Raw genomic sequence first — 17,889 nt, forward strand, 5'->3', positions numbered from 1 at the left:
TTTGTCTCTCTGTCGTTTGCCGGTTGTCGGCTGACCTGCGCTTGGCAGCCGTGCGCTATGTCTCAAGGAGTGAACACCGTGCCTGCTGATTTTGCCGTTCCGTCTGCCCCTGCCGAAGCCAAGGGAGAACACAAGAAGTCCCTCCGGGCCGCGTCCGGTCAGGTGCGGACGCTGACCACCGTCGCCAACCCCGAAAGCCGCTTTCTGAATCGCGAGCTGTCGTGGCTGGCCTTCAACGAGCGCGTGCTGGCCGAGGCGCGGGACGAGCGCAACCCGCTGCTGGAGCGGCTGAAGTACGCCGCGATTTGCGGCAGCAACCTCGACGAGTTTTTCATGGTGCGTGTGGCGGGAGTTCACCGCCAGATCGCGGCGGGCGTGCAGACCCCGAGTCCCGACGGCCTGCTGCCGCGCGAAACCCTGAAACTGGTGCGCGAGCAGACCCACGCCATGCTGCGCGAAATCGAACGGGCCGCCCGGCAGGTGCTGCACGAACTGCGCGGCCAGGGCGTGCGCCTGGGCACGGTGGCCGACCTCGGCAAGCGCGAACGGGCGGGGCTGCGCGAGCATTACCTCGCCCAGATTCAGCCGGTGCTGACCCCGCTGATCGTGGACCCCAGCCACCCCTTTCCGTACATGAGCAACCTCAGCCTCAACCTTGGGGTGCTGCTGGGGACCAAAAAGGGCGAGGACCCCGACTTTGCCCGCGTCAAGGTGCCGGTGGGTGTGCTGCCGCGCGTGGTGGCCGTGGGCGAACATCTGCTGCTGCTCGAAGACGTGATTGCCGAGCACATCGGCGAGCTGTTCAAGGGCCGCAAGGTGCTGTCCACCCACGTGTTCCGCGTGACCCGCAACACCGACTACGAGTTCGAGGAAGAAGAAGCCGAGGACCTGCTCGCCACCATCGAGGACGGGCTGCGCCGTCGCCGCTTCGGGTCGGCGGTGCGGCTGGAGATGGTGGGCGGCATGCCGCCGGAAATGCTCGAACTGCTGCAGGACAAGCTGCACCTCGACCCTGCCGACATCTTCATGCTCGAAGGGCCGCTCGGCACCGCCGACCTGATGGGCCTGCCGGTGAAGCGCCCCGACCTGTCCTACCCCGACTTCACGCCCGCCGTGCCGGACCTCGACGAGGACGAGGGCGGCATCTTCGAGACCTTGCGGCAGGGCGACGTGGTGCTGCACCACCCCTACGACTCCTTCGTCAACGTGCTGAACTTTCTGGAGGAAGCCGCCCGCGACCCGCAGGTGCTCGCCATCAAGCAGACGCTCTACCGTACCGGCGACGACCCCCGGCTCCTCGGCGCCCTGCGCACCGCCGCCGAAAACGGCAAGCAGGTGGTCGCCATGATCGAACTCAAGGCCCGCTTCGACGAGCAGCGCAACATTTCCTCGGCCCGCAAACTCGAACGCGCTGGGGCGCATGTCGTGTACGGCATCACCGGCCTCAAGACCCACGCCAAGGTCACGCTGATCGTGCGGCGCGAGGAAGGGGGCCTGCGGCGCTATGTCCACGTCGGCACCGGCAACTACAACCCCAAGACGGCGCGGCTGTACACCGACCTGAGCGTACTCAGCGCCGACGCCGAACTCGGGGCGGACGTGGCCGAGCTGTTCAACCACCTCACCGGCTACGCCGAGGCCGAGTACCAGCACCTGCTCGTCGCGCCCGATACCGCCCGCAGCGGCTTCGAGGCCCTGCTGGAGCGCGAAATCGAGCACGCGCAGGCCGGGCGCGGCGGCTGGGCGCGGCTCAAGTTCAACTCGCTCACCGACCCCGGCATGATCGAGGCCCTGTACCGCGCGTCGCAGGCGGGCGTCAAGATCGACATGGTGATTCGTGGCGTGTGCTGCCTGCGCCCCGGCGTGCCGGGCCTCTCGGAGCACATCCGCGTGCGCAGCCTGCTCGGGCGTTACCTCGAACACGCCCGCATCTATGCCTTCGGCAACGGCGGGCAGCCCGAAGTCTATTTCGGCAGCGCCGACTGGATGAGCCGCAACCTCGACCGCCGGGTGGAAGTCATCGCCCCGGTGCTCGAAGACGGCCACCGCGCCACCTTCCTCCAGATCATGGATACCGAGTGGGCCGACGAACGCGGAAGCTGGGAACTCGGCGAGAACGGCGCTTACCTCAAAATCGCGGGTGACCTCAGCGCCCAGCAGACCTTCGCAGACAGGTGCCATCCCTGAAGTTGGAGGGCAAAAAGGGGGGGATGCTCCGGGGGCTGGGGCGTCCCCTTCCGCGTTGTGGGGCGCCCCCCGCCCGTCACTCTCCCTTCTTCCCGTGCTGACCCTTCTTCCCGTGCTGATACCGCCGCGCAATCAGAACCCGGCTGACCAGCAGGTCGCCCAGGCGCGGCGCGGCACTGTTCAGCAGCGCGAGCGCGGCGTACGCGCGCGGCACGATGACTTCCGGCTGCGGGCGGCGCAGCACGTCGGCCACCGCCCGCGCCACGACGTCCGGCCCCGGCATGGGCAGGTTGGCCTTCGCCGTCATCTCGCTCTGCACGAAGCCGGGGGCAATGAGGCTGACGTGAACGCCCGTGCCGAGCAGTTCGCGCCGCAGACCGTGCGAGAACCCGCGAAGGCCGAACTTGCTCGCCGAGTACATGCCGTTGGTGGCCGCCCGCCCCGCCACCGAGCCGATGTTGACGATGTGGCCGCTGCCCCGCGTGCGCATCTCCGGCAACACCAGCCGGGTAAGTTCGATGGGGGCCTCCAGGTTGACGCGCAGGACCCGCAACGGGTCGGGGTCGTCCCACCACCAGCCCTTTTCCACCGTTACGCCCGCGTTGTTCACCAGCACGTCCACCTGACCGAAGCGGTCATGGGCCGCCTGCACGAGCGAGCGGCGCGAGGCGTCGTCGGTCACGTCGGTGGGCACGGCGAGAATGCGGCTGCCGCTGGGGTCCAGCCGCCGGGCGAGCGCGTGCAGCGTGTCGGCGCGGCGGGCGGCCAGAACCAGCGCGTACCCCTGTGCGGCGAGCGCTTCGGCGGTGACGAGGCCGATGCCGCTGGACGCGCCGGTCAGCACCACGACGGGCCGGGTCGGGGAAGAGGTGGGGGTCATGCGGGCATTGTAGAAGGGGCACTTCTCGCCTCGCCTTGGCCGCTTGCTCAGCTGTGGGTCAGCCGGACAGGGGAGACTGGGCGAATGTTCAGACGTGCCCTGCTGCTCACTGCCCTGGTCGCCGGGGCGGGGGTCGCCCAGTCCGCCCTGCCGCCCGCGCTGCCCACCCTGCAACCCGTCCCGCCGCCCGCGTCCGTTCCGGCGCTGCGGGGCACGTTCGCCCCCCTGCCCGCCGGACCCCTGCTGCCTGGCCCGCTCGCGCCTTCCGTTTCCCCGGCGACGGCTTCTTCCCCGGTGACGGCTGCCCTGTCCCCCTTTTCTCCGCGTGACCCGCTCTACGCCCGGCAGTGGAACCTCGCCGCCATTCGCATGCCGCAGGCGTGGGCGCTGTGGCAGACGCAAAAAACCCTGTCTCCGGTCACGGTGGCGGTGCTGGACACGGGCCACGTGGCCTCGCCGGAACTGGCCGGACGGGTGTTCGGCGGCTACGACTTCGTGTCGGACCCGGCGCGGGCGGGCGACGGCGGCGGGCGTGACCGGGACGCGAGTGCGGTGGGGCAATTCGCCTACCACGGCGAGGTCATCGCCAACCTCATCGGCGCGGCGCACGACGGGCGCGGCATGGCGGGCATCAACCCGCGTGCCCGCATCGTGCATGTGCGCGTGGCCGACGTGAACGGCGAAATCGCCCCGCAGGACCTCATAGACGGCCTGCGCTGGGCGGCGGGCCTGAGCGTGCCCGGCGTGCCGAGCAACCCCAATCCGGCGCGGGTGCTCAACCTCAGCCTCTTTGCCGACTTCATTCCGCTCACCGGCTGCGACGCCCGGATTCAGAAGGCGGTGGACGAGGTGACGGCCAGAGGCGTCCTGGTCGTCGTCGGGGCGGGCAACGACGGGCGCGACGCGAGCGGCTACTCGCCCGCCGGATGCCGGGGCGTGCTGACGGTGACGAGTGTGGACGGGGCAGGCCAGCGCCCCGGTTACGCCAACTGGGGCCGCACGGTGTCGCTCGGTGCGCCCGGCGGCGACCCCGCGCACGGCGTGGTGGCGAGCAGCGTGAGCGGCGTGGGGGGCGAACGCGAACCCAACGGCACGTCCTTTGCGGCCCCCCACGTTTCGGGCGTGGCGAGCCTGCTGCTCAGCGTGCGCCCTGGCCTCACCCGCGCGACGCTGAGCAGCCTGCTGACCCGGCAGGTCACGCCCTTCGTGGCGGGACGCTGTGACGCGGACCCCCGCCGCACCTGTGGCACGGGCCTGCTGAATGCCGAAGCCGCCCTCAAAGCGGCGCTGGCGCTGCCCCCGGTTCCCAAACCCTGAGGGGGCACCTGTCTCCGGGCGAGCGCTCTAGAGCATTTGACAAAAAGACGCAACGTCTTTTTGGCGAGCGGAGCGAGTGCAAAACACTGAGCAGGGCGGAGAATGGAGTGATGCGGGGCGCTGTTCCGCGCATCACGTAATTCGGAGAACTGCTCTATGCTCTTTGCATGAGGCAAAAAGCATGAACGCGCCGCAGTGGCGCATCTGGCTGGTGACGGCGCTGCTCTGCGGCTGGGGCATGCTGGGCATGCGTTTCGTGCAAAAGGAGCAGTGGCCGATGGTGCTGCTGTGCCTGCTGCTGATGCTCAGCAACGGCGTCACGCTCTGGCGGCTGACCAAAAAGGGCAAGTAATACGGATTCCGATTGAATCCAGCAGATTTCTGGATTCAATCCGACTGAAAGGAGTAGGAAAAGATACGGATTTCGCGATATGGATGCACAGGCGGTGTAGTTCCGACTGTGCAGGAATTTAGCGGAATCCGTATAACGGGAAGGGGAGAGGGTGGAGAGAAAAGGGACAAAACCCTCTGCTCTCCACCCTCTCCCCTTGCCCCGCTTACATCGCAGGCATAGGCTCCGGCATCCCCGGCAGGTCGGGATTAGAGGTCGGCTGAGGCTCGGGCATTCCCGGGGTGTCCGGGTTGGTGGGCGGGTCCATCACGGGCGCCGTATCGCCGCCGCCGGGCAAACGCTCGGGCATGGGCGCCGGGGTGTCGGTGGGTTCGCTGGCCGGGGAAGTCGGGCGGTCGTAGGGTCCAGTCATATGGGGTACCTCCTGTGGTGAGTTGCCCCGAGTCTGCCCCCGCCGCAGGTGACGGGCCTGATAACGGTGTGAAGGCGAGTTGGGGATTGAGCCGGGGGCCCGGTCGCTCATACGGATTCCGCTTAATTCCTGCACAGTCGGGAAAGCGCCGCCTGTGCATCCATATCGCAGAATCCGTATTTTTTCCTACTCGCATCCGCTCGGATTGAATCTGAAACCACCAGATTCAATCGGAATCCGTATCAGCTTTCGCCCAGCACGCCCGCCGCCGTCGTCTCATCCACGATCAGGGTCCGCAGCAGCCCGCCGTCCAGGGCCGCGCGCAGCGCCGCCGCCTTGCCGGGGTCGGCCACGATGCAGGCGGTGTTGGGGTGTTCGCGAATCAGCGCGAGGTCGGGACCGCTGGAACGCGCGTTGAGCGACAGGCCGTCCCAGCGGCCATCGGCGCGGAAAAACATGGTGGCGATGTCGCCCACGGCCCCCTCACGTTCGAGCTGCGCGAGATCATCGGGGTCCAGATACCCGGCGGCGTAGACGTGACTCGGCAGGGCGGCGTACGGGCTGCCCACGCTGAAGAGGAGAAGCTCGGCCTGCCGCTGCAACTGCACGACGTGCTGCACGCTGCGCTCGCGCCACATGGCCTGTTTGGTGGCGGGGTCGTCGAAGAAGGTGGGCACCGGAAACAGGTGGGCCTGCCCGCGTACCGCCTGCGCCATGCGGGTCAGGGTGCCGCCCACGAAGCCCGAGCTGAGTTCCAGCACGCTGGCGCTGCCGTTGAGCTGCACGAACTGCACGCCGCTCAGTGGCCGCGGGGTCAGGGCGCGGCTCACGGCGTCGAGGGTGTTGCCCCACGCCAGCCCCACCACCAGGCCGGGCCGCAGCGCCGAGCCGAGCCAGTGCGCGGCGGCGAGCGCCACCCGTTCGAGCCGCAGGTCCTGGGTCGAGTGCGGCGGCAGCCCGACCACCTGCACCTGCACGCCGGGCCAGCGCCCCGTCAGGCGGGCCTGCACGCTGCGCGGGTGGCCCTGCGGGTCGTGAATACGGATGTCCACCGTGCCGTTGCGCCGCGCCAGCGCCAGCAGGCGGCTCACCTTGGGGCGCGACAATCCCAGTTCGCGGGCGATATCGCCGGTGGTCAGGCCCTGGTGGTAGTAGAGGCGGGCGACCTGAACGGCCTGCGCGGCCTGTTCGTCGGTCGGGTCGTCGGTCGGGTCGTCGGGTGCGGCGTCGTTCACGCCGTCAGCATAGGTGAAGCCTGACCCGCAGTCGGTGGGGCAGGGCCGCAGGTGAACATCTGTTCAAATGCATTGACTTTCTGTTCAGCGGGTGGTGTGATGGCAACGTCAGAGCACGTCAAAATCTGGACTCGTCTGGCCGCGTGGGGGCGTACCGGGGCTTTGGCCTCATTCTCCACCGGCCCCTCCCCCCGCCGCGTGTCCGGCGTGCTCGCTGCCGGGCGCCGCTTTTCCAGGCGACCCGCTGCAAAGGAGTCAAATTGAGAACATCTCGCAGCCTTCAGCTTTTTGTGCTGGGCCTGGTGCTGGTGCTCGTCGGTGGGCTGCTGGCGGCCTGGACCCAGTCCTCGGGGGGGCAGGTCCGCATCCGTGACGTGCGCTTTACCGGGGCCAACGGCCAACAGCTCAGCGCCCTGCTCTACGTGCCGGGGGGCGTGAGCGCCGAGAAACCCGCGCCCGGCATCCTGGCGGTGCACGGCTACATCAACTCGCGCGAGGTGCAGTCGGACTTCGCACTCGAATTTGCCCGGCGCGGCTACGTGGTCCTGAGCCTCGACCAGGCCGGGCACGGCTTCAGCGACGCCCCGGCCTTCGTGAGCGGTTACGGCGGCCCGGCGGGGCTGGCCTACCTGCGCGGCCTCGACCTCGTGGACAAGAACAACATCGGCCTGGAGGGGCACTCGATGGGCGGCTGGACCGTCCTCAGCGCCGCCGCCGCCTACCCCGACGGGTACAAGGCGATGGTGCTCGAAGGCTCCTCGACCGGCTCGGGCCGTGCTCCCGAGGGCACCCTGACGTATCCGCGCAACCTGGCGCTGGTGTTCAGCCAGTACGACGAGTTCTCGCAACTGATGTGGGACGTGCCGCGCGCCAAGGACGTGACCAGCAGCCCCAAACTGCAGAAGGTCTTCGGGACCACCGAAACAGTGCAGCCCGGCAAGGTCTACGGCGACCCGGCGGCGGGCACGGCGCGGGTGCTGTACACGCCCGCCACCACCCACCCCGGCGACCACCTGTCGCACGAGGCCATCGGGCATGCGCTCGACTGGTTCGGCCGCACCCTGACCGGCGGCACCCCGCTGCCCGCCAGCAATCAGGTCTGGCACTGGAACGAGGTCGGCACCACGCTGGGCTGGCTGGGCTTTATTGCCCTGGTGCTGGGCACCGGCGGCCTGCTGCTGCACACCCGCTCGTTTGAAGGGCTGCGCCGCGCGCCCTCCGCTCCGCGTGGTTTGACCGGCGCCGGCTGGTGGTTTTCGGCGCTCGTGATGCTGGCGCTGCCCATCGCTACCTTCTTCCCGCTGTTCCGCTGGGCGGGCAATGTCCTCAAGCCGAGTGCGCTGTGGCCGCAGAGCATCACCAACCAGATCATGGTCTGGGCGCTCGTCAACACCCTCGTTTCGCTGATGCTGTACCTCATCTGGCGCGCGGGCGCGGGTCGCCGGGCGCAGGCTGTGACCGCTCCGACGACTCCGCCTGACCTCGCGGTCGCGGTGGACACGGCGGGCGCCCCGCTCGCAACGGCTCCTGCTCCCCGCCGGGGCAACGAGGTTCTGGGCGCTTTGGCGGTGGCCCTGGGCGCGGTGGGCGTCGGCTACCTGTCGCTGCTGCTGACCAACTTCCTGTTCAAGGTGGATTACCGCTTCTGGTTCGTCGGCCTGAAGCCCATGACGCCGACCCACCTGCGGATGTTCCTCGCCTACCTGATTCCCTTCACCCTCTACGCACTGATGACGGCCACGGTGCTGCATAACCAGATGCGCCGCCATGCACGCGGGTCCATGCTGACCAACGCGCTGCTGCTGGCGGGCGGCTTCCTGCTGTTTCTGGCGGTGCAGTACGGCACGCTGCTCACGCGCGGGCAACTGTTCACGCCGGGCGAGCCGCTCAACGTGATCGTCGCCATTCAGTTCCTGCCGATTCTGGCGATTCTGGGCGTGTTCATGACCTATTTCGCCCGCCGCACCGACCGGCCTTACCTCGGGGCGTTCGTCTCGGCGCTGTTTCTGACCTGGTACATCGTGGCCGGGCAGGCGACCCAGTTTCCCCTGTGACTGTGTTTCCCCTGTGACTGGTTTCCCCTATGACTGGTTTCCCCCGTGACTGTCCGTCTGAAAAATAGGTAAACTTTGTCACAAAAAAAGGAGAGGTGAGCACAATGAAATTTACGGCAGCGCAGGAGTTTGTCGCCGAGCTACTCGGCACTTTGGTTCTCATTCTGTTTGGTTGCGGTGTGGTGGCGATGGTGGTGCTGTTCGCCTCCACCAACCCGCCGATTCCCGGGCAGATCGTCAACGGGGGCTACACCAACATTACGCTGGGCTGGGGCTTTGCGGTGCTGATGGGGATTTTCATCTCCGGCGGCATCAGCGGGGCGCACCTGAATCCGGCGGTCACGCTGGCGATGGCGGTCACCGGGCGTTTTCCCTGGGCCAAGGTGCCCCACTACGTGCTGGGGCAACTTCTCGGCGCGTTCCTCGGCGCGGCCATCGTGTTCGCGGTGTACTACGCCAAGTGGCAGCAGTTCGACCCCGGTTTCGACAACACGGCGGGCGTGTTCGCCACCTTCCCCGGCGTGGCGGGCACCTTCTGGCCCGGCATGATTGACCAGATCGTGGGCACCGCGCTGCTCGTCGCGCTGATTCTCGCCATCGGCGACAAGCTGAACAACCCCGTGGCGGCGGCCTGGGGTCCGCTGGCGGTGGCCTTCGTGGTCATGGCCATCGGCATGAGCTTCGGTGCCATGCACGGCTACGCCATCAACCCCGCCCGTGACCTCGGCCCGCGCCTTTTTGCGCTCGTCGCCGGCTTCAAGAACACCGGCTTCGAAAACGGCGTGTGGCTCGTGCCCGTCATCGGGCCGCTGATCGGCGGGGTGCTCGGCGCCCTGATCTACGACTCCATGATTGGCAAGGCGATGCTCCGCGCCCACGAGAGTGCGCGGCAACTGACCAGCCAGCAGGGTGTGGACCCCGAGTACAACGTCAAGAGTTGAGGCAGATGGCGGATGGCGGAAGGCAGAAGGCCGAAAGCTGAGCGCCGCCGCCAAGCCACCTCCAAGGAAAAGGAGTAAAGAACATGTCAGACCAGTACATCCTCGCCCTCGACCAGGGCACCACCAGCAGCCGCGCCATCGTCTTCGACCACCAGGGCAACATGAAGGGCGTCGGCCAGCAGGAATTCCGGCAGCACTTTCCCAAGCCCGGCTGGGTGGAGCACGACGCCAACGAAATCTGGAGCACCCAGATCGGCGTGGCGCAGCAGGCCCTGAGCAACGCGGGCATCCGCGCCTCCGACCTCGCCGCCATCGGCATCACCAACCAGCGCGAAACGACCCTCATCTGGGACCGCGCGACCGGCAAGCCCATTCACCACGCCATCGTCTGGCAAGACCGCCGCACCGCCGGCTACTGCGACTCTATCCGCGACCAGTATGCCAAAACCCTGCAAGACAAGACCGGACTGGTCCTCGACGCCTACTTCTCCGGCACCAAGGTCAAGTGGCTGCTCGACAACGTGCCCGGCGCCCGCGAACGCGCCGAGAAGGGCGAACTCGCTTTCGGCACCATCGACTCCTGGCTGGTCTACAACCTGACCGGCGGCGAACTGCACATCACCGACGCCACCAACGCCAGCCGCACGCTGCTCTACAACATCCACACCGGCGAGTGGGACGACGAACTGCTGCGCATCCTCGACGTGCCGCGCAGCGTGCTGCCCGAGGTCCGCAACTCCTCCGAGGTGTACGGCAAGACGGCGGCGGGGTTGCTCGGCGCGCAGGTGCCGATTGCCGGCATCGGCGGTGACCAGCAGGCGGCGACCTTCGGGCAGGCCTGCCTTGAGAGGGGCATGGCGAAAAACACCTACGGCACCGGCTGCTTCATGCTGATGAATACCGAGGGCGAGGCGGTCCCGAGCCAGAACAAACTGCTCACCACGGTGGCGTGGCAGCTGGACGGCGAGCGCACCTACGCGCTCGAAGGCTCGGTGTTTATCGGCGGCGCGGTGGTGCAGTGGCTGCGCGACGGCCTGAACATCATCCGCTCCAGCACCGAGATCGAGGCGCTCGCCCGCACGGTGGACAGCAGCGAAGGCGTGATGTTGGTGCCCGCGTTCGTCGGCCTCGGCGCGCCGTACTGGGACGCCTACGCCCGCGGCACCATGGTCGGTATCACGCGCGGCACCACCAAGGCGCACATCGCCCGCGCCGCGCTCGAAGCGGTGGCCTACCAGTCCGCCGAGCTGCTCGAAGCCATGCAAAAGGACTCGGGCGTGCAGCTCAAGGAACTGCGCGTGGACGGCGGCGCCAGCACCAACGACCTGATGATGCAGTTCCAGGCCGACATTCTCGGCGTGCCGGTCATCCGGCCCAAAGTCACCGAAACCACCGCGCTGGGCGCCGCCTACCTTGCGGGCCTCGCCGTGGGTTACTGGAAGTCCACCGACGACATCGCGCACCAGTGGCAGGAAGACAAGCGCTTCGAGCCGCAGATGAGCGAAGAAGAACGCACCCGCCTGATGCGCCGCTGGAAAAAAGCGGTGGCCCGCGCCCGCGACTGGGAAAACGACAGCGAGGAGTAAGCGCTTCCTGTCCTACAAGGCCCCTGCTTCGGCGGGGGCTTTTCATTGGCTCGCACGCAAAAACCCCCGCACGGGGCGAGGGCTGTCAGATGCAAGCCGGGGGCGAGAGGGCCCTTACAAAAAAGGGTCTGGGCGGAATGCTCCGGGTTTCAACCCGGAGATGGATAGCCCAGGCCCCCGAAGGGGGCGGTGCTGATGCTTATGCCTGAGGCAAAAGCGTCCCGCCGTGGTATGCTTGGGCAGCAAAAACCCGCCGCCTTTCTGGGGAGTCAGGCGCGGGGGACGGCGAACACCTTTAGAGGAGGTGACGCACATCCAGGCTACCACGCACTTAAAGACATTTCGCTATCGTCTGCGCCCCACGAAGGCTCAGGAAGTCGCCCTGCTGGAGCAACTGAGGCTCTGCCGAGGGTTGTACAACGCCGCCTTGCAGGAACGCCGGGACGCCTATCGCAAGGCCGGGAAAACGGTCACAGCCTACGACCAGATGAAATACCTGACGGAAATCAAGGCCGCGCTGCCGGAATACGCGGGCGTCTATTCGCAGGTGCTTCAAGACGTTCTCAAGCGACTGGAGAAGGCATTCAAGGCTTTCTTTCGCAGAGTCAAGGCAGGCCAGACACCGGGCTATCCACGCTTCAAAGGCGCGGGTTGGTACGACTCCATCTGCTATCCGCAATCCGGGTTCAGCGTGTCCGACAAGACCGCGTTCTTCTCAAAAATCGGGAACATCCGAATCCGGCTGCACCGTCCTTTGGAAGGCAAACTCAAGACGGCCACCATCCGCCGGGAGTGCGGGGAGTGGTACGTCAGCTACGTGTGCGAGGTGGAAGCTGCCCCGCTGCCCGCTACGAGCAGTCAGGTGGGCGTGGACGTGGGCACCACCTGGTTCTGCATCACCTCCGATGGAGAGTTCGTGGAGAATCCTCGGCACTTTCAGGGGGCCATGAGGAAACTCCGGGTAGCTCAGCGCACGCTCAGCCGGAGGAAGCGCGGCTCCAATCGCCGCAAGACAGCCAAAGCCGCTGTTGCCAAGCTGCACCGGAAGGTCGCCCGGCAACGGCTGGACTTCCACCACAAGACGGCTGCCAAGCTCATCCGAGAGAACGACTTGGTGGCGCACGAAGCCCTCAACGTGTTGGGAATGGGCAAAGGGAACTTGGCCCGCAGCATCCACGATGTTGGATGGGGTCAGTTCTTTTCTCTCCTGTCCCTCAAGGCTGCAAGCGCCGGACGGACAGTTATCGCCGTAGACCCCCGCTACACCTCGCAGACGTGTCACGAGTGCGGTCACGCCTGCGGAGAGAATCGGATTGGGCAGGCGAAGTTCAGGTGCGTGAACTGTGGTCATACGGCGAATGCCGACCACAACGCAGCCAAGAACATCCTGGCAAGGGCCTTGCCATCAGTCCAGAACGCAGAAGTCATGCGTGGGCTGAGAAGCCCCGGACTGAAGTCCGGGGAGTAGGTCACGGTGTCTAGCCCTAAGGAATCACCTCCTTTCCAGCACCCAGAGCTGCAACTCCGGGTGCGTTTTGCTTGTCCCGTGTTGCTGGCCCCTCAAACTCCCCGGCTGTCATGCATCCCGTCCCGAATGGGACTTCTTCAGCAGAGGGCATCGGCAGCGTTCCGCTTCTGGCAGACTTTCCCTGTGATTCCGCTGCCCCTGCCCGGCGCCCTGTTCGGGACACTGCTGGCATGGGGGCTGGTCAGATTGCCGCCGGGGGAGGCCCTCACGCTGTGGGGGGGACTGAGCGTCCTCCTCTATGTCGGGGCCAGTCGCGGCCCTGAACCGCTCTGGCGCGGCGTGCTCATCGGGCTGAATGCCGGGCTGAACGCCGCCGCTCTGCTGCCCTGGGTGGGGCCGCTCGGCCTTTGCGCCGCTGCGCTGAACCTGCTGGCCGCGTCTGACCTGACCTGTCGCCCGCGCTTCCGGCACCTGCTGGGGTGGTCGGGCTGGCTGCTGCCGCTGGGCTGGCCCGCGACGGTGCTGGGGCTGGGGGCCTTCGGGCTGAACGCGCTCGCCTGGCCCTCGGTGCGGCGGGTCTGGATGGACCGGGCCACCGGAACCGTCGTGCTGGTCGGCGGCTGGCTGTGGTGGCCGGGGTTTCGCGGGGGCTACAGTCTGGGCCAGTTCGCCTTCGTCACGCCGGACGCGCTGGGCCTGGTGGCGCACGAAACCGGGCACACGCTGAACAACGCCGCGTTCGGGTCGCTGTTTCACTTCATCGGGGCCGCCGACGAACTGCAGCTTCCCCTGCTCAACCCGTCCCGCCGCTGGGCCGACGCCTACGCCGAGCGGCTGGCCGAGGGGCATGACCCGCGCACCCGGCAGGCGCAGGTCGTCGGGCTGTGGGCGAATCAGAGTAGCGTAGAGGCATGAAACCGCGCCCCACATCTGCGCTGCAAACGCTCGCCCGCCTCGGCCTCGGTGGATTTCTGACCTTCGCCGGGGTGAGTCACCTGACCTTCGCCCGTGATGAATTTCAGGCGCAGGTGCCCAAGTCGCTGCCGCTGAACGAAGACTTCGTGGTGCTGGCGTCGGGCATCGCCGAAATCAGCCTGGGCACGGCGTTCATGCTGTGGAAGGAAAAGAGGATTCCGCTCGGCTGGCTGCTGGCGGCCTTTTTCGTCGCCGTGTTTCCGGGCAACATCTCGCAGTACCTGACCCGCACCGACGCCTTCGGGCTGGACACCGACCGCAAACGGTTCATCCGCCTGTTTTTTCAGCCGGTGCTGATTGGCGTGGCGCTGTGGTCGTCGGGCGCGTGGCAGGCGAGGAAGCGCCGGGGGTAAGCCCGAGACTGCCCGCCGTCAGCCTCCCCGCACCTTGACCGTAAACGTCACGTTCGCCTGACCGCCTGCGGGCACCGCCGCGTAGCGAACCACCGTCGCCGGGTTGCCGTTCTGGGCTTTGCCGTCCACCACGACCCCCTGGCCGTAGACCTGCTCGCGCACCTCGGTGGTGATGGCCGCCGACTTCGTGCTCGTCAGGGTGTAGGTCACGCGGTAGCTGCGGCTCAGCGTGCGCCCGGCGCTGTCCTTTTCGGTGTTCAGCAGAGTCACGCGGCGGGCGAAGCGCAGGTCGGGGTCGGCGCCGAGCGACAGGTCGCTCAGTTGCCCGGCAGTGGCGGCCCCCAGACCGACGGTGCCGACCAGCACGCCGTCCTCGCGCACCGTCAGGGGTCCGGCAGGCAGCGCGGCGTCGGCGGTGAACTTGTAGAACCGGCCCGCCCGCCCCGACGAGTTTTGCGGTGAAAAATAGGTGCTGACGCGGGCGTAGCGGGCAAAGGTGGACAGCTTGGGCGTCAGGAAAGGCAAGGTCTGCGTTTCCCGGGGACCGATGGTCAGCGGGCGGCTCAGGGCGTAGCGTTGCAGCCCCCTCACCTCGCCCAGACTGAGAACGGCGCGGTCCTGCGCGACATTGCCCGCTGTGCTGGTCGTGGCGGCTCCAAACCCCTGCTCCCCCACGCCGACAGATGCTGGCGTCGACACGTTTTCCGGCACGAGGCGCACGTCTCCGGCGTAGAGGTCGGCCCCGCCGCTGAAGGCCTGCTCGCCCGCGTTGCGAATCTCGGCCAGGGCGTGCAGGGTGGCCGCGCCGCCGCTCGCGTCGAGGTCGTAGCGCGGTTTCCACGACAGGGCGCGGGTCTGGTACAGCAGCCTGGCTTCACCTGCGCCGCCCGTTTCAAACCGCACCTTCACGTCGGCCACGTCCCGGCTGCTGGGCGGGCGGGTGCTCAGGGCGAGTTCGTCGGGGCGCACCGTCAGGTACTCGCCGCTGCCGAGCTGCACGAGCAAGGCCCCCGCGTCCACCAACGTGCCGGGCAGGTTCAGGCCGCCGCGCAGCACCCGCACGGCCTCGCCTTCGTGGGCCTGAAGCGGATGCATTCCCGGCGTCACGCGCGTGCGCGTCACCGGCACCCCCAGCAGGCGCAGGCTGCCGGGCACGGTCCAGGCCCAGTCCGCGCGGGGAAAAGGCACCGTGACCGCGCCGCCCTCCACCTTCAGCGGGGGGGTCGTGACTTCAGCGAACGAGGGGTAAAGGCGCAGGTCGGCGGCCTGGGCGAGGGGCGTCAGGAGGCACAGGGCCGCCAGCGGAAGCAGAGGAAAACGCCGGGTCATGCGGGCAGCGTAAAGCATGAAACTGACCTGATGTTGATAGAAGGTCAGCTCAGCTGTCCACCCGCACCACGTTGCTGCCCGCCATGCTCTTGCTCACCAGCAGGCGGCTGGGCAGGCGCTCGGAGAGGCTTTCGACGTGGGTGACGATGCCCACCATACGGCCCTGGGTGCGGAGGTTTTCGAGCGCGGTGGCGACGGCTTCGAGGGCCTGCGGGTCCAGGGTGCCGAAGCCTTCGTCCAGAAACAGGGCGCCCAGCACCTTGCTCCCCGCGAGGTAGTCGCTCAGGGCGATGGCGAGCGAGAGCGAAGCGAGGAAAGTTTCGCCGCCCGAGAGGGTGCGCACGGCGCGAACCTCGCCCGCGTTCCAGAGGTCCTGCACGACGTACTCGTTTTTTTCGAGGCTCAGGCGGTAGCGCCCGTCGCTGATGTCGAACAGCAGCAGCCCCGCCCGCGTGAGCAGCTGCGCTTCCACCTCGGCCAGCATGAACTGCTGGAATTCGTTGACCTTGAGGGCGTTGCTCAGGGTCTGCCAGGTGTCGAGCTGCCGCCCGGCCTGCGCCGCCTGCGCCTCGATGTCGGCCTTGCGGGTCAGTTTCTCGCGCAGCCCGCGCTCCTGCTCGGCCAGTCGCCCGGCCTGCTCGCGGGCGGCACTCAGCGCGGCGTCGCTGGCGGTCAGGTCGCGGCTGACCTGCGCGAGGTGCGCCGGGTCGAAGGGGGAGACGCCCAGTTGCCGGTCCAGGTCGGCCAGCGCCGCCCGCAGCTGTGCCACTTCCGCCTCGTGCTTGCGGGCGCCTTCTTCCAGCGCGGCGATTTCGCTTTCGGGCAGGCCAGCGGTGCGCGCCTGCTCGGCGGTCAGGTTCAGTCCGGCAAGGGCCGCAGCGAGCGCGGCGGCGGCGGCGGCGTGGTCGGCCTCGCGCTCGGCGTTCATGCGCTGCGCGGCCTGCTGCGTGGCCTGGGCCGCGGCGAGGTCGCCCTGGGCACGTGCCAGGGCGGCCTGCGCCTCCTGAAAGCGCGTGCGGAGGCTCTGAATCTCAGCCAGGCGGTCGCGCCGGGCCTGCGCGGGGTTGCCCCCGGCCTGCCGCACGCGGGCGGCCAGAGAAGCCAGGAGGCGCTGAAGGTCGTCCTGCGGGTTGCCGGACACGTGGCTTTCCAGCTGCCGGGCGTCCAGCTCGCGCTGTTTGTTGCGTTCGTCCCAGTCGCGGTATTCGCTGGCCTTTTCCGTCAGCCACAGTTGCCGGGTCTTGAGCTGTCCGCGCAGGTCGGTGAAATGTTCGCGCCGCTCCTGCACCAGCTTTTGCAGCAGACCGACCTCAGCGTGCAGCTCGTCCAGGTCGACACGTTCGCCCCCGGGCACCTGCTGAACGATCTGCTGACACAGCGGGCAGGGTTCACCCTCATGCAGGTGCGCACGGTAGGCCGTCAGCCCCGCCTCCCGCCGCGCTTCTTCCTCGCGTCGCTGGGCAGCTTCGAGTTGCGCCTTGGCATTCAGGCCGTCCTGCTTGACCCGTTCGAGTTGCGCCGTTTCTTCCTGCTGCTGGCGTTCTTCCTGGGCGTAGCGCTCCTGGGCGGCTTTCAGGGCGGCCTTTTCCGTTTCTATCAGGGCGCGCTCCACCCGCAGTTTTTCCAGCTTCTGCGCCCCCTCCCGCGCCGCCTCGAAGGCGTCCTCGTTCCAGGGCAGGGGGTCGCGGTGCGTGAGTTGCGGGGTGCCCCCAGCGCGTTTCAGGCGGGCGGCGTCGGCTTCGGCTTCGCGCAGGGCGCTGGCTTCTTCTTCCAGCACGGGAATGCGCTCTTGCTGCACCTGGGCCTGCGCCATCTGCTCGGCGGCGAGGTCGCTCTGCGCCTGGGCGCGGCGCAGCTCCGCCTCGGCGCTGAGCAGTTCGCGGGCCTGGCGCCCGGCGGCAATCCGGGCACGCTCGGCGGCGTCGAGCAGCGGCAGCACCCCCGCCACCTGCCGGGCGCGGCGGGCGCGTTCGGCCCCCTGGCGCACGTCCCCGGCGCGGCTTTCCTGCACGTTCAGGCGCCGGGCGGTGTCCTCGCGGCTGCGCCAGACCTTTTCCTGCTCGCGCAGGCGCTGCACCTGGGTTTGCAGCTCCTCGCGCTGCTGCACCAGCCGCTCGGCCTCGGCGCTCACCTGTTCGCGCTGGCTCCTCACCTCGGCGGCGGCGTCCTCGCTGACCCCGGCATATTCGCTGGCCAGCACGCTGCCCAGGCTCTGCGACTGGTGCTTGAATTCCTTGACCCGGTCGGCGGCGACGGCGTGCATCTGCTGAATGCGGCCCAGGCCGGTCAGTTCCCCGAGTAGTTCCTGGCGCTGTTTGGCTTTGCCGTGCAGCAGCGCGGCGAACTGGCCCTGCGGCAGCATCACGCAGCGGGTGAAGGTGTCGAAGTCCAGCCCCACCACCGCCACGATGCGCTGTGAGATGTCCTTTTGCGAGCCGCTGCTCAGGCCGGTCCACTCGCCGTCGCTGTCGAGGCGGTCGAGCCGCACCTCGTTGTCGGCCTGCTTGCGCCCGCGCGTGCGGGTCACGCGGTAGGTCTGCCCGCCCGCCTCGAAGGTGAACGCCACGCTCAGGGAGCGCTCGCCCTGCGAAATCAGGGCGTCGAGGCCGGTGGCACCCAACCGCGCCGTTTCGCCGTAGAGGGCGAAGGTCATCGCGTCGAGCAGGCTCGATTTGCCGCTGCCGGTCGGCCCCACCAGCGCGAACAGTTCGAGGTCGGAAAAGTCGAGGTCGGTGGTCTGCCGAAACGCCGTGAACCCGCGCAGGCTGAGGTGCAGCGGCTTCACAGTGCGCCCGCCCCT

General features: G+C 68.0%; 14 protein-coding genes. 9 read left to right on the forward strand and 5 right to left on the reverse strand.

The window, feature by feature from the left end; genetic code table 11:
* Positions 1–57 precede the first annotated feature (57 nt).
* Complete coding sequence (ppk1, locus tag G6R31_RS01655; RefSeq protein WP_029732939.1) at positions 58–2,187, forward strand: polyphosphate kinase 1; 2,130 nt, start codon at positions 58–60, stop codon at positions 2,185–2,187.
* A gap of 76 nt (positions 2,188–2,263) precedes the next feature.
* On the opposite strand, the gene G6R31_RS01660 is transcribed toward ppk1, so the two are convergent.
* The gene (locus G6R31_RS01660) at positions 2,264–3,067 is read right to left on the reverse strand and encodes an SDR family NAD(P)-dependent oxidoreductase (RefSeq protein WP_017870189.1); all 804 of its coding nucleotides are present in this window, start codon (positions 3,065–3,067) and stop codon (positions 2,264–2,266) included.
* 84 nt (positions 3,068–3,151) lie between these two features.
* Between G6R31_RS01660 and G6R31_RS01665 the strand changes: the two genes are divergently transcribed.
* Positions 3,152–4,384: a S8 family serine peptidase gene (locus G6R31_RS01665; RefSeq protein WP_017870190.1), complete on the forward strand. Its 1,233-nt coding sequence runs from the start codon at positions 3,152–3,154 to the stop codon at positions 4,382–4,384.
* A 181-nt stretch (positions 4,385–4,565) separates the two neighbouring features.
* Entirely contained in the window at positions 4,566–4,736 is a 171-nt protein-coding gene (locus G6R31_RS01670; RefSeq protein ID WP_017870191.1) for a hypothetical protein, read from the forward strand.
* Positions 4,737–4,941: 205 nt separating this feature from the next.
* On the opposite strand, the gene G6R31_RS01675 is transcribed toward G6R31_RS01670, so the two are convergent.
* Both G6R31_RS01675 and G6R31_RS01680 read right to left on the reverse strand, forming a co-directional pair.
* Positions 4,942–5,148: a hypothetical protein gene (locus tag G6R31_RS01675; RefSeq protein WP_017870192.1), complete on the reverse strand. Its 207-nt coding sequence runs from the start codon at positions 5,146–5,148 to the stop codon at positions 4,942–4,944.
* Between the two features lie 242 nt (positions 5,149–5,390).
* Positions 5,391–6,383, reverse strand: a complete 993-nt coding sequence (locus G6R31_RS01680) for a sugar-binding transcriptional regulator (protein ID WP_017870193.1) — start codon at positions 6,381–6,383, stop codon at positions 5,391–5,393.
* 260 nt (positions 6,384–6,643) lie between these two features.
* Here G6R31_RS01680 and G6R31_RS01685 point away from each other — a divergent pair, with 260 nt between their 5' ends.
* The 6 genes from G6R31_RS01685 to G6R31_RS01710 all read left to right on the forward strand — a co-directional run bounded on the left by G6R31_RS01685 (position 6,644) and on the right by G6R31_RS01710 (position 13,760).
* Positions 6,644–8,437, forward strand: a complete 1,794-nt coding sequence (locus G6R31_RS01685) for an alpha/beta hydrolase family protein (RefSeq protein WP_200858956.1) — start codon at positions 6,644–6,646, stop codon at positions 8,435–8,437.
* 104 nt (positions 8,438–8,541) lie between these two features.
* The gene (locus G6R31_RS01690) at positions 8,542–9,378 is read left to right on the forward strand and encodes an MIP/aquaporin family protein (protein ID WP_017870195.1); all 837 of its coding nucleotides are present in this window, start codon (positions 8,542–8,544) and stop codon (positions 9,376–9,378) included.
* Between the two features lie 83 nt (positions 9,379–9,461).
* Positions 9,462–10,964 carry a glycerol kinase GlpK gene (gene glpK, locus G6R31_RS01695; protein ID WP_017870196.1) on the forward strand — a complete coding sequence of 501 codons (1,503 nt, stop codon included), beginning with the start codon at positions 9,462–9,464 and terminating at the stop codon, positions 10,962–10,964.
* Positions 10,965–11,268: 304 nt separating this feature from the next.
* On the forward strand, positions 11,269–12,432 hold the full coding sequence (locus tag G6R31_RS01700) for an RNA-guided endonuclease InsQ/TnpB family protein (RefSeq protein WP_229664831.1): 1,164 nt from the start codon (positions 11,269–11,271) through the stop codon (positions 12,430–12,432).
* 183 nt (positions 12,433–12,615) lie between these two features.
* A complete protein-coding gene (locus tag G6R31_RS01705) occupies positions 12,616–13,347 on the forward strand; it encodes a hypothetical protein (RefSeq protein ID WP_017869664.1) in 732 nt (243 codons plus the stop codon).
* Positions 13,344–13,760, forward strand: coding sequence for a DoxX family protein (locus tag G6R31_RS01710; protein ID WP_017869663.1), 417 nt, complete (start codon positions 13,344–13,346; stop codon positions 13,758–13,760). The genes G6R31_RS01705 and G6R31_RS01710 overlap by 4 nt, the downstream gene beginning before the upstream one ends.
* 18 nt (positions 13,761–13,778) lie before the next feature.
* Here the strand turns inward: G6R31_RS01710 and G6R31_RS01715 are convergent, their stop codons facing one another.
* Positions 13,779–15,089 (reverse strand): DUF4139 domain-containing protein, encoded by a 1,311-nt coding sequence (locus G6R31_RS01715; RefSeq protein ID WP_029732870.1) that lies wholly within the window; start codon positions 15,087–15,089, stop codon positions 13,779–13,781.
* Between the two features lie 49 nt (positions 15,090–15,138).
* The gene (gene sbcC / locus G6R31_RS01720) at positions 15,139–17,874 is read right to left on the reverse strand and encodes an exonuclease SbcCD subunit SbcC (RefSeq protein ID WP_017869661.1); all 2,736 of its coding nucleotides are present in this window, start codon (positions 17,872–17,874) and stop codon (positions 15,139–15,141) included.
* Between the last annotated feature and the right edge of the window lie 15 nt (positions 17,875–17,889).

The organism is Deinococcus wulumuqiensis R12 (assembly GCF_011067105.1).
GTDB lineage: Bacteria > Deinococcota > Deinococci > Deinococcales > Deinococcaceae > Deinococcus > Deinococcus wulumuqiensis.

Excerpts from the sequence above, each read along its gene's own strand:
- G6R31_RS01715 (WP_029732870.1), bottom strand. The coding sequence starts at position 15,089 with ATGACCCGGCGTTTTCCTCTGCTTCCGCTGGCGGCCCTGTGCCTCCTG.
- ppk1 (WP_029732939.1), top strand. The coding sequence starts at position 58 with ATGTCTCAAGGAGTGAACACCGTGCCTGCTGATTTTGCCGTTCCGTCT.
- glpK (WP_017870196.1), top strand. The coding sequence starts at position 9,462 with ATGTCAGACCAGTACATCCTCGCCCTCGACCAGGGCACCACCAGCAGC.
- G6R31_RS01660 (WP_017870189.1), bottom strand. The coding sequence starts at position 3,067 with ATGACCCCCACCTCTTCCCCGACCCGGCCCGTCGTGGTGCTGACCGGC.
- G6R31_RS01670 (WP_017870191.1), top strand. The coding sequence starts at position 4,566 with ATGAACGCGCCGCAGTGGCGCATCTGGCTGGTGACGGCGCTGCTCTGC.
- G6R31_RS01675 (WP_017870192.1), bottom strand. The coding sequence starts at position 5,148 with ATGACTGGACCCTACGACCGCCCGACTTCCCCGGCCAGCGAACCCACC.
- G6R31_RS01710 (WP_017869663.1), top strand. The coding sequence starts at position 13,344 with ATGAAACCGCGCCCCACATCTGCGCTGCAAACGCTCGCCCGCCTCGGC.
- G6R31_RS01690 (WP_017870195.1), top strand. The coding sequence starts at position 8,542 with ATGAAATTTACGGCAGCGCAGGAGTTTGTCGCCGAGCTACTCGGCACT.
- G6R31_RS01665 (WP_017870190.1), top strand. The coding sequence starts at position 3,152 with ATGTTCAGACGTGCCCTGCTGCTCACTGCCCTGGTCGCCGGGGCGGGG.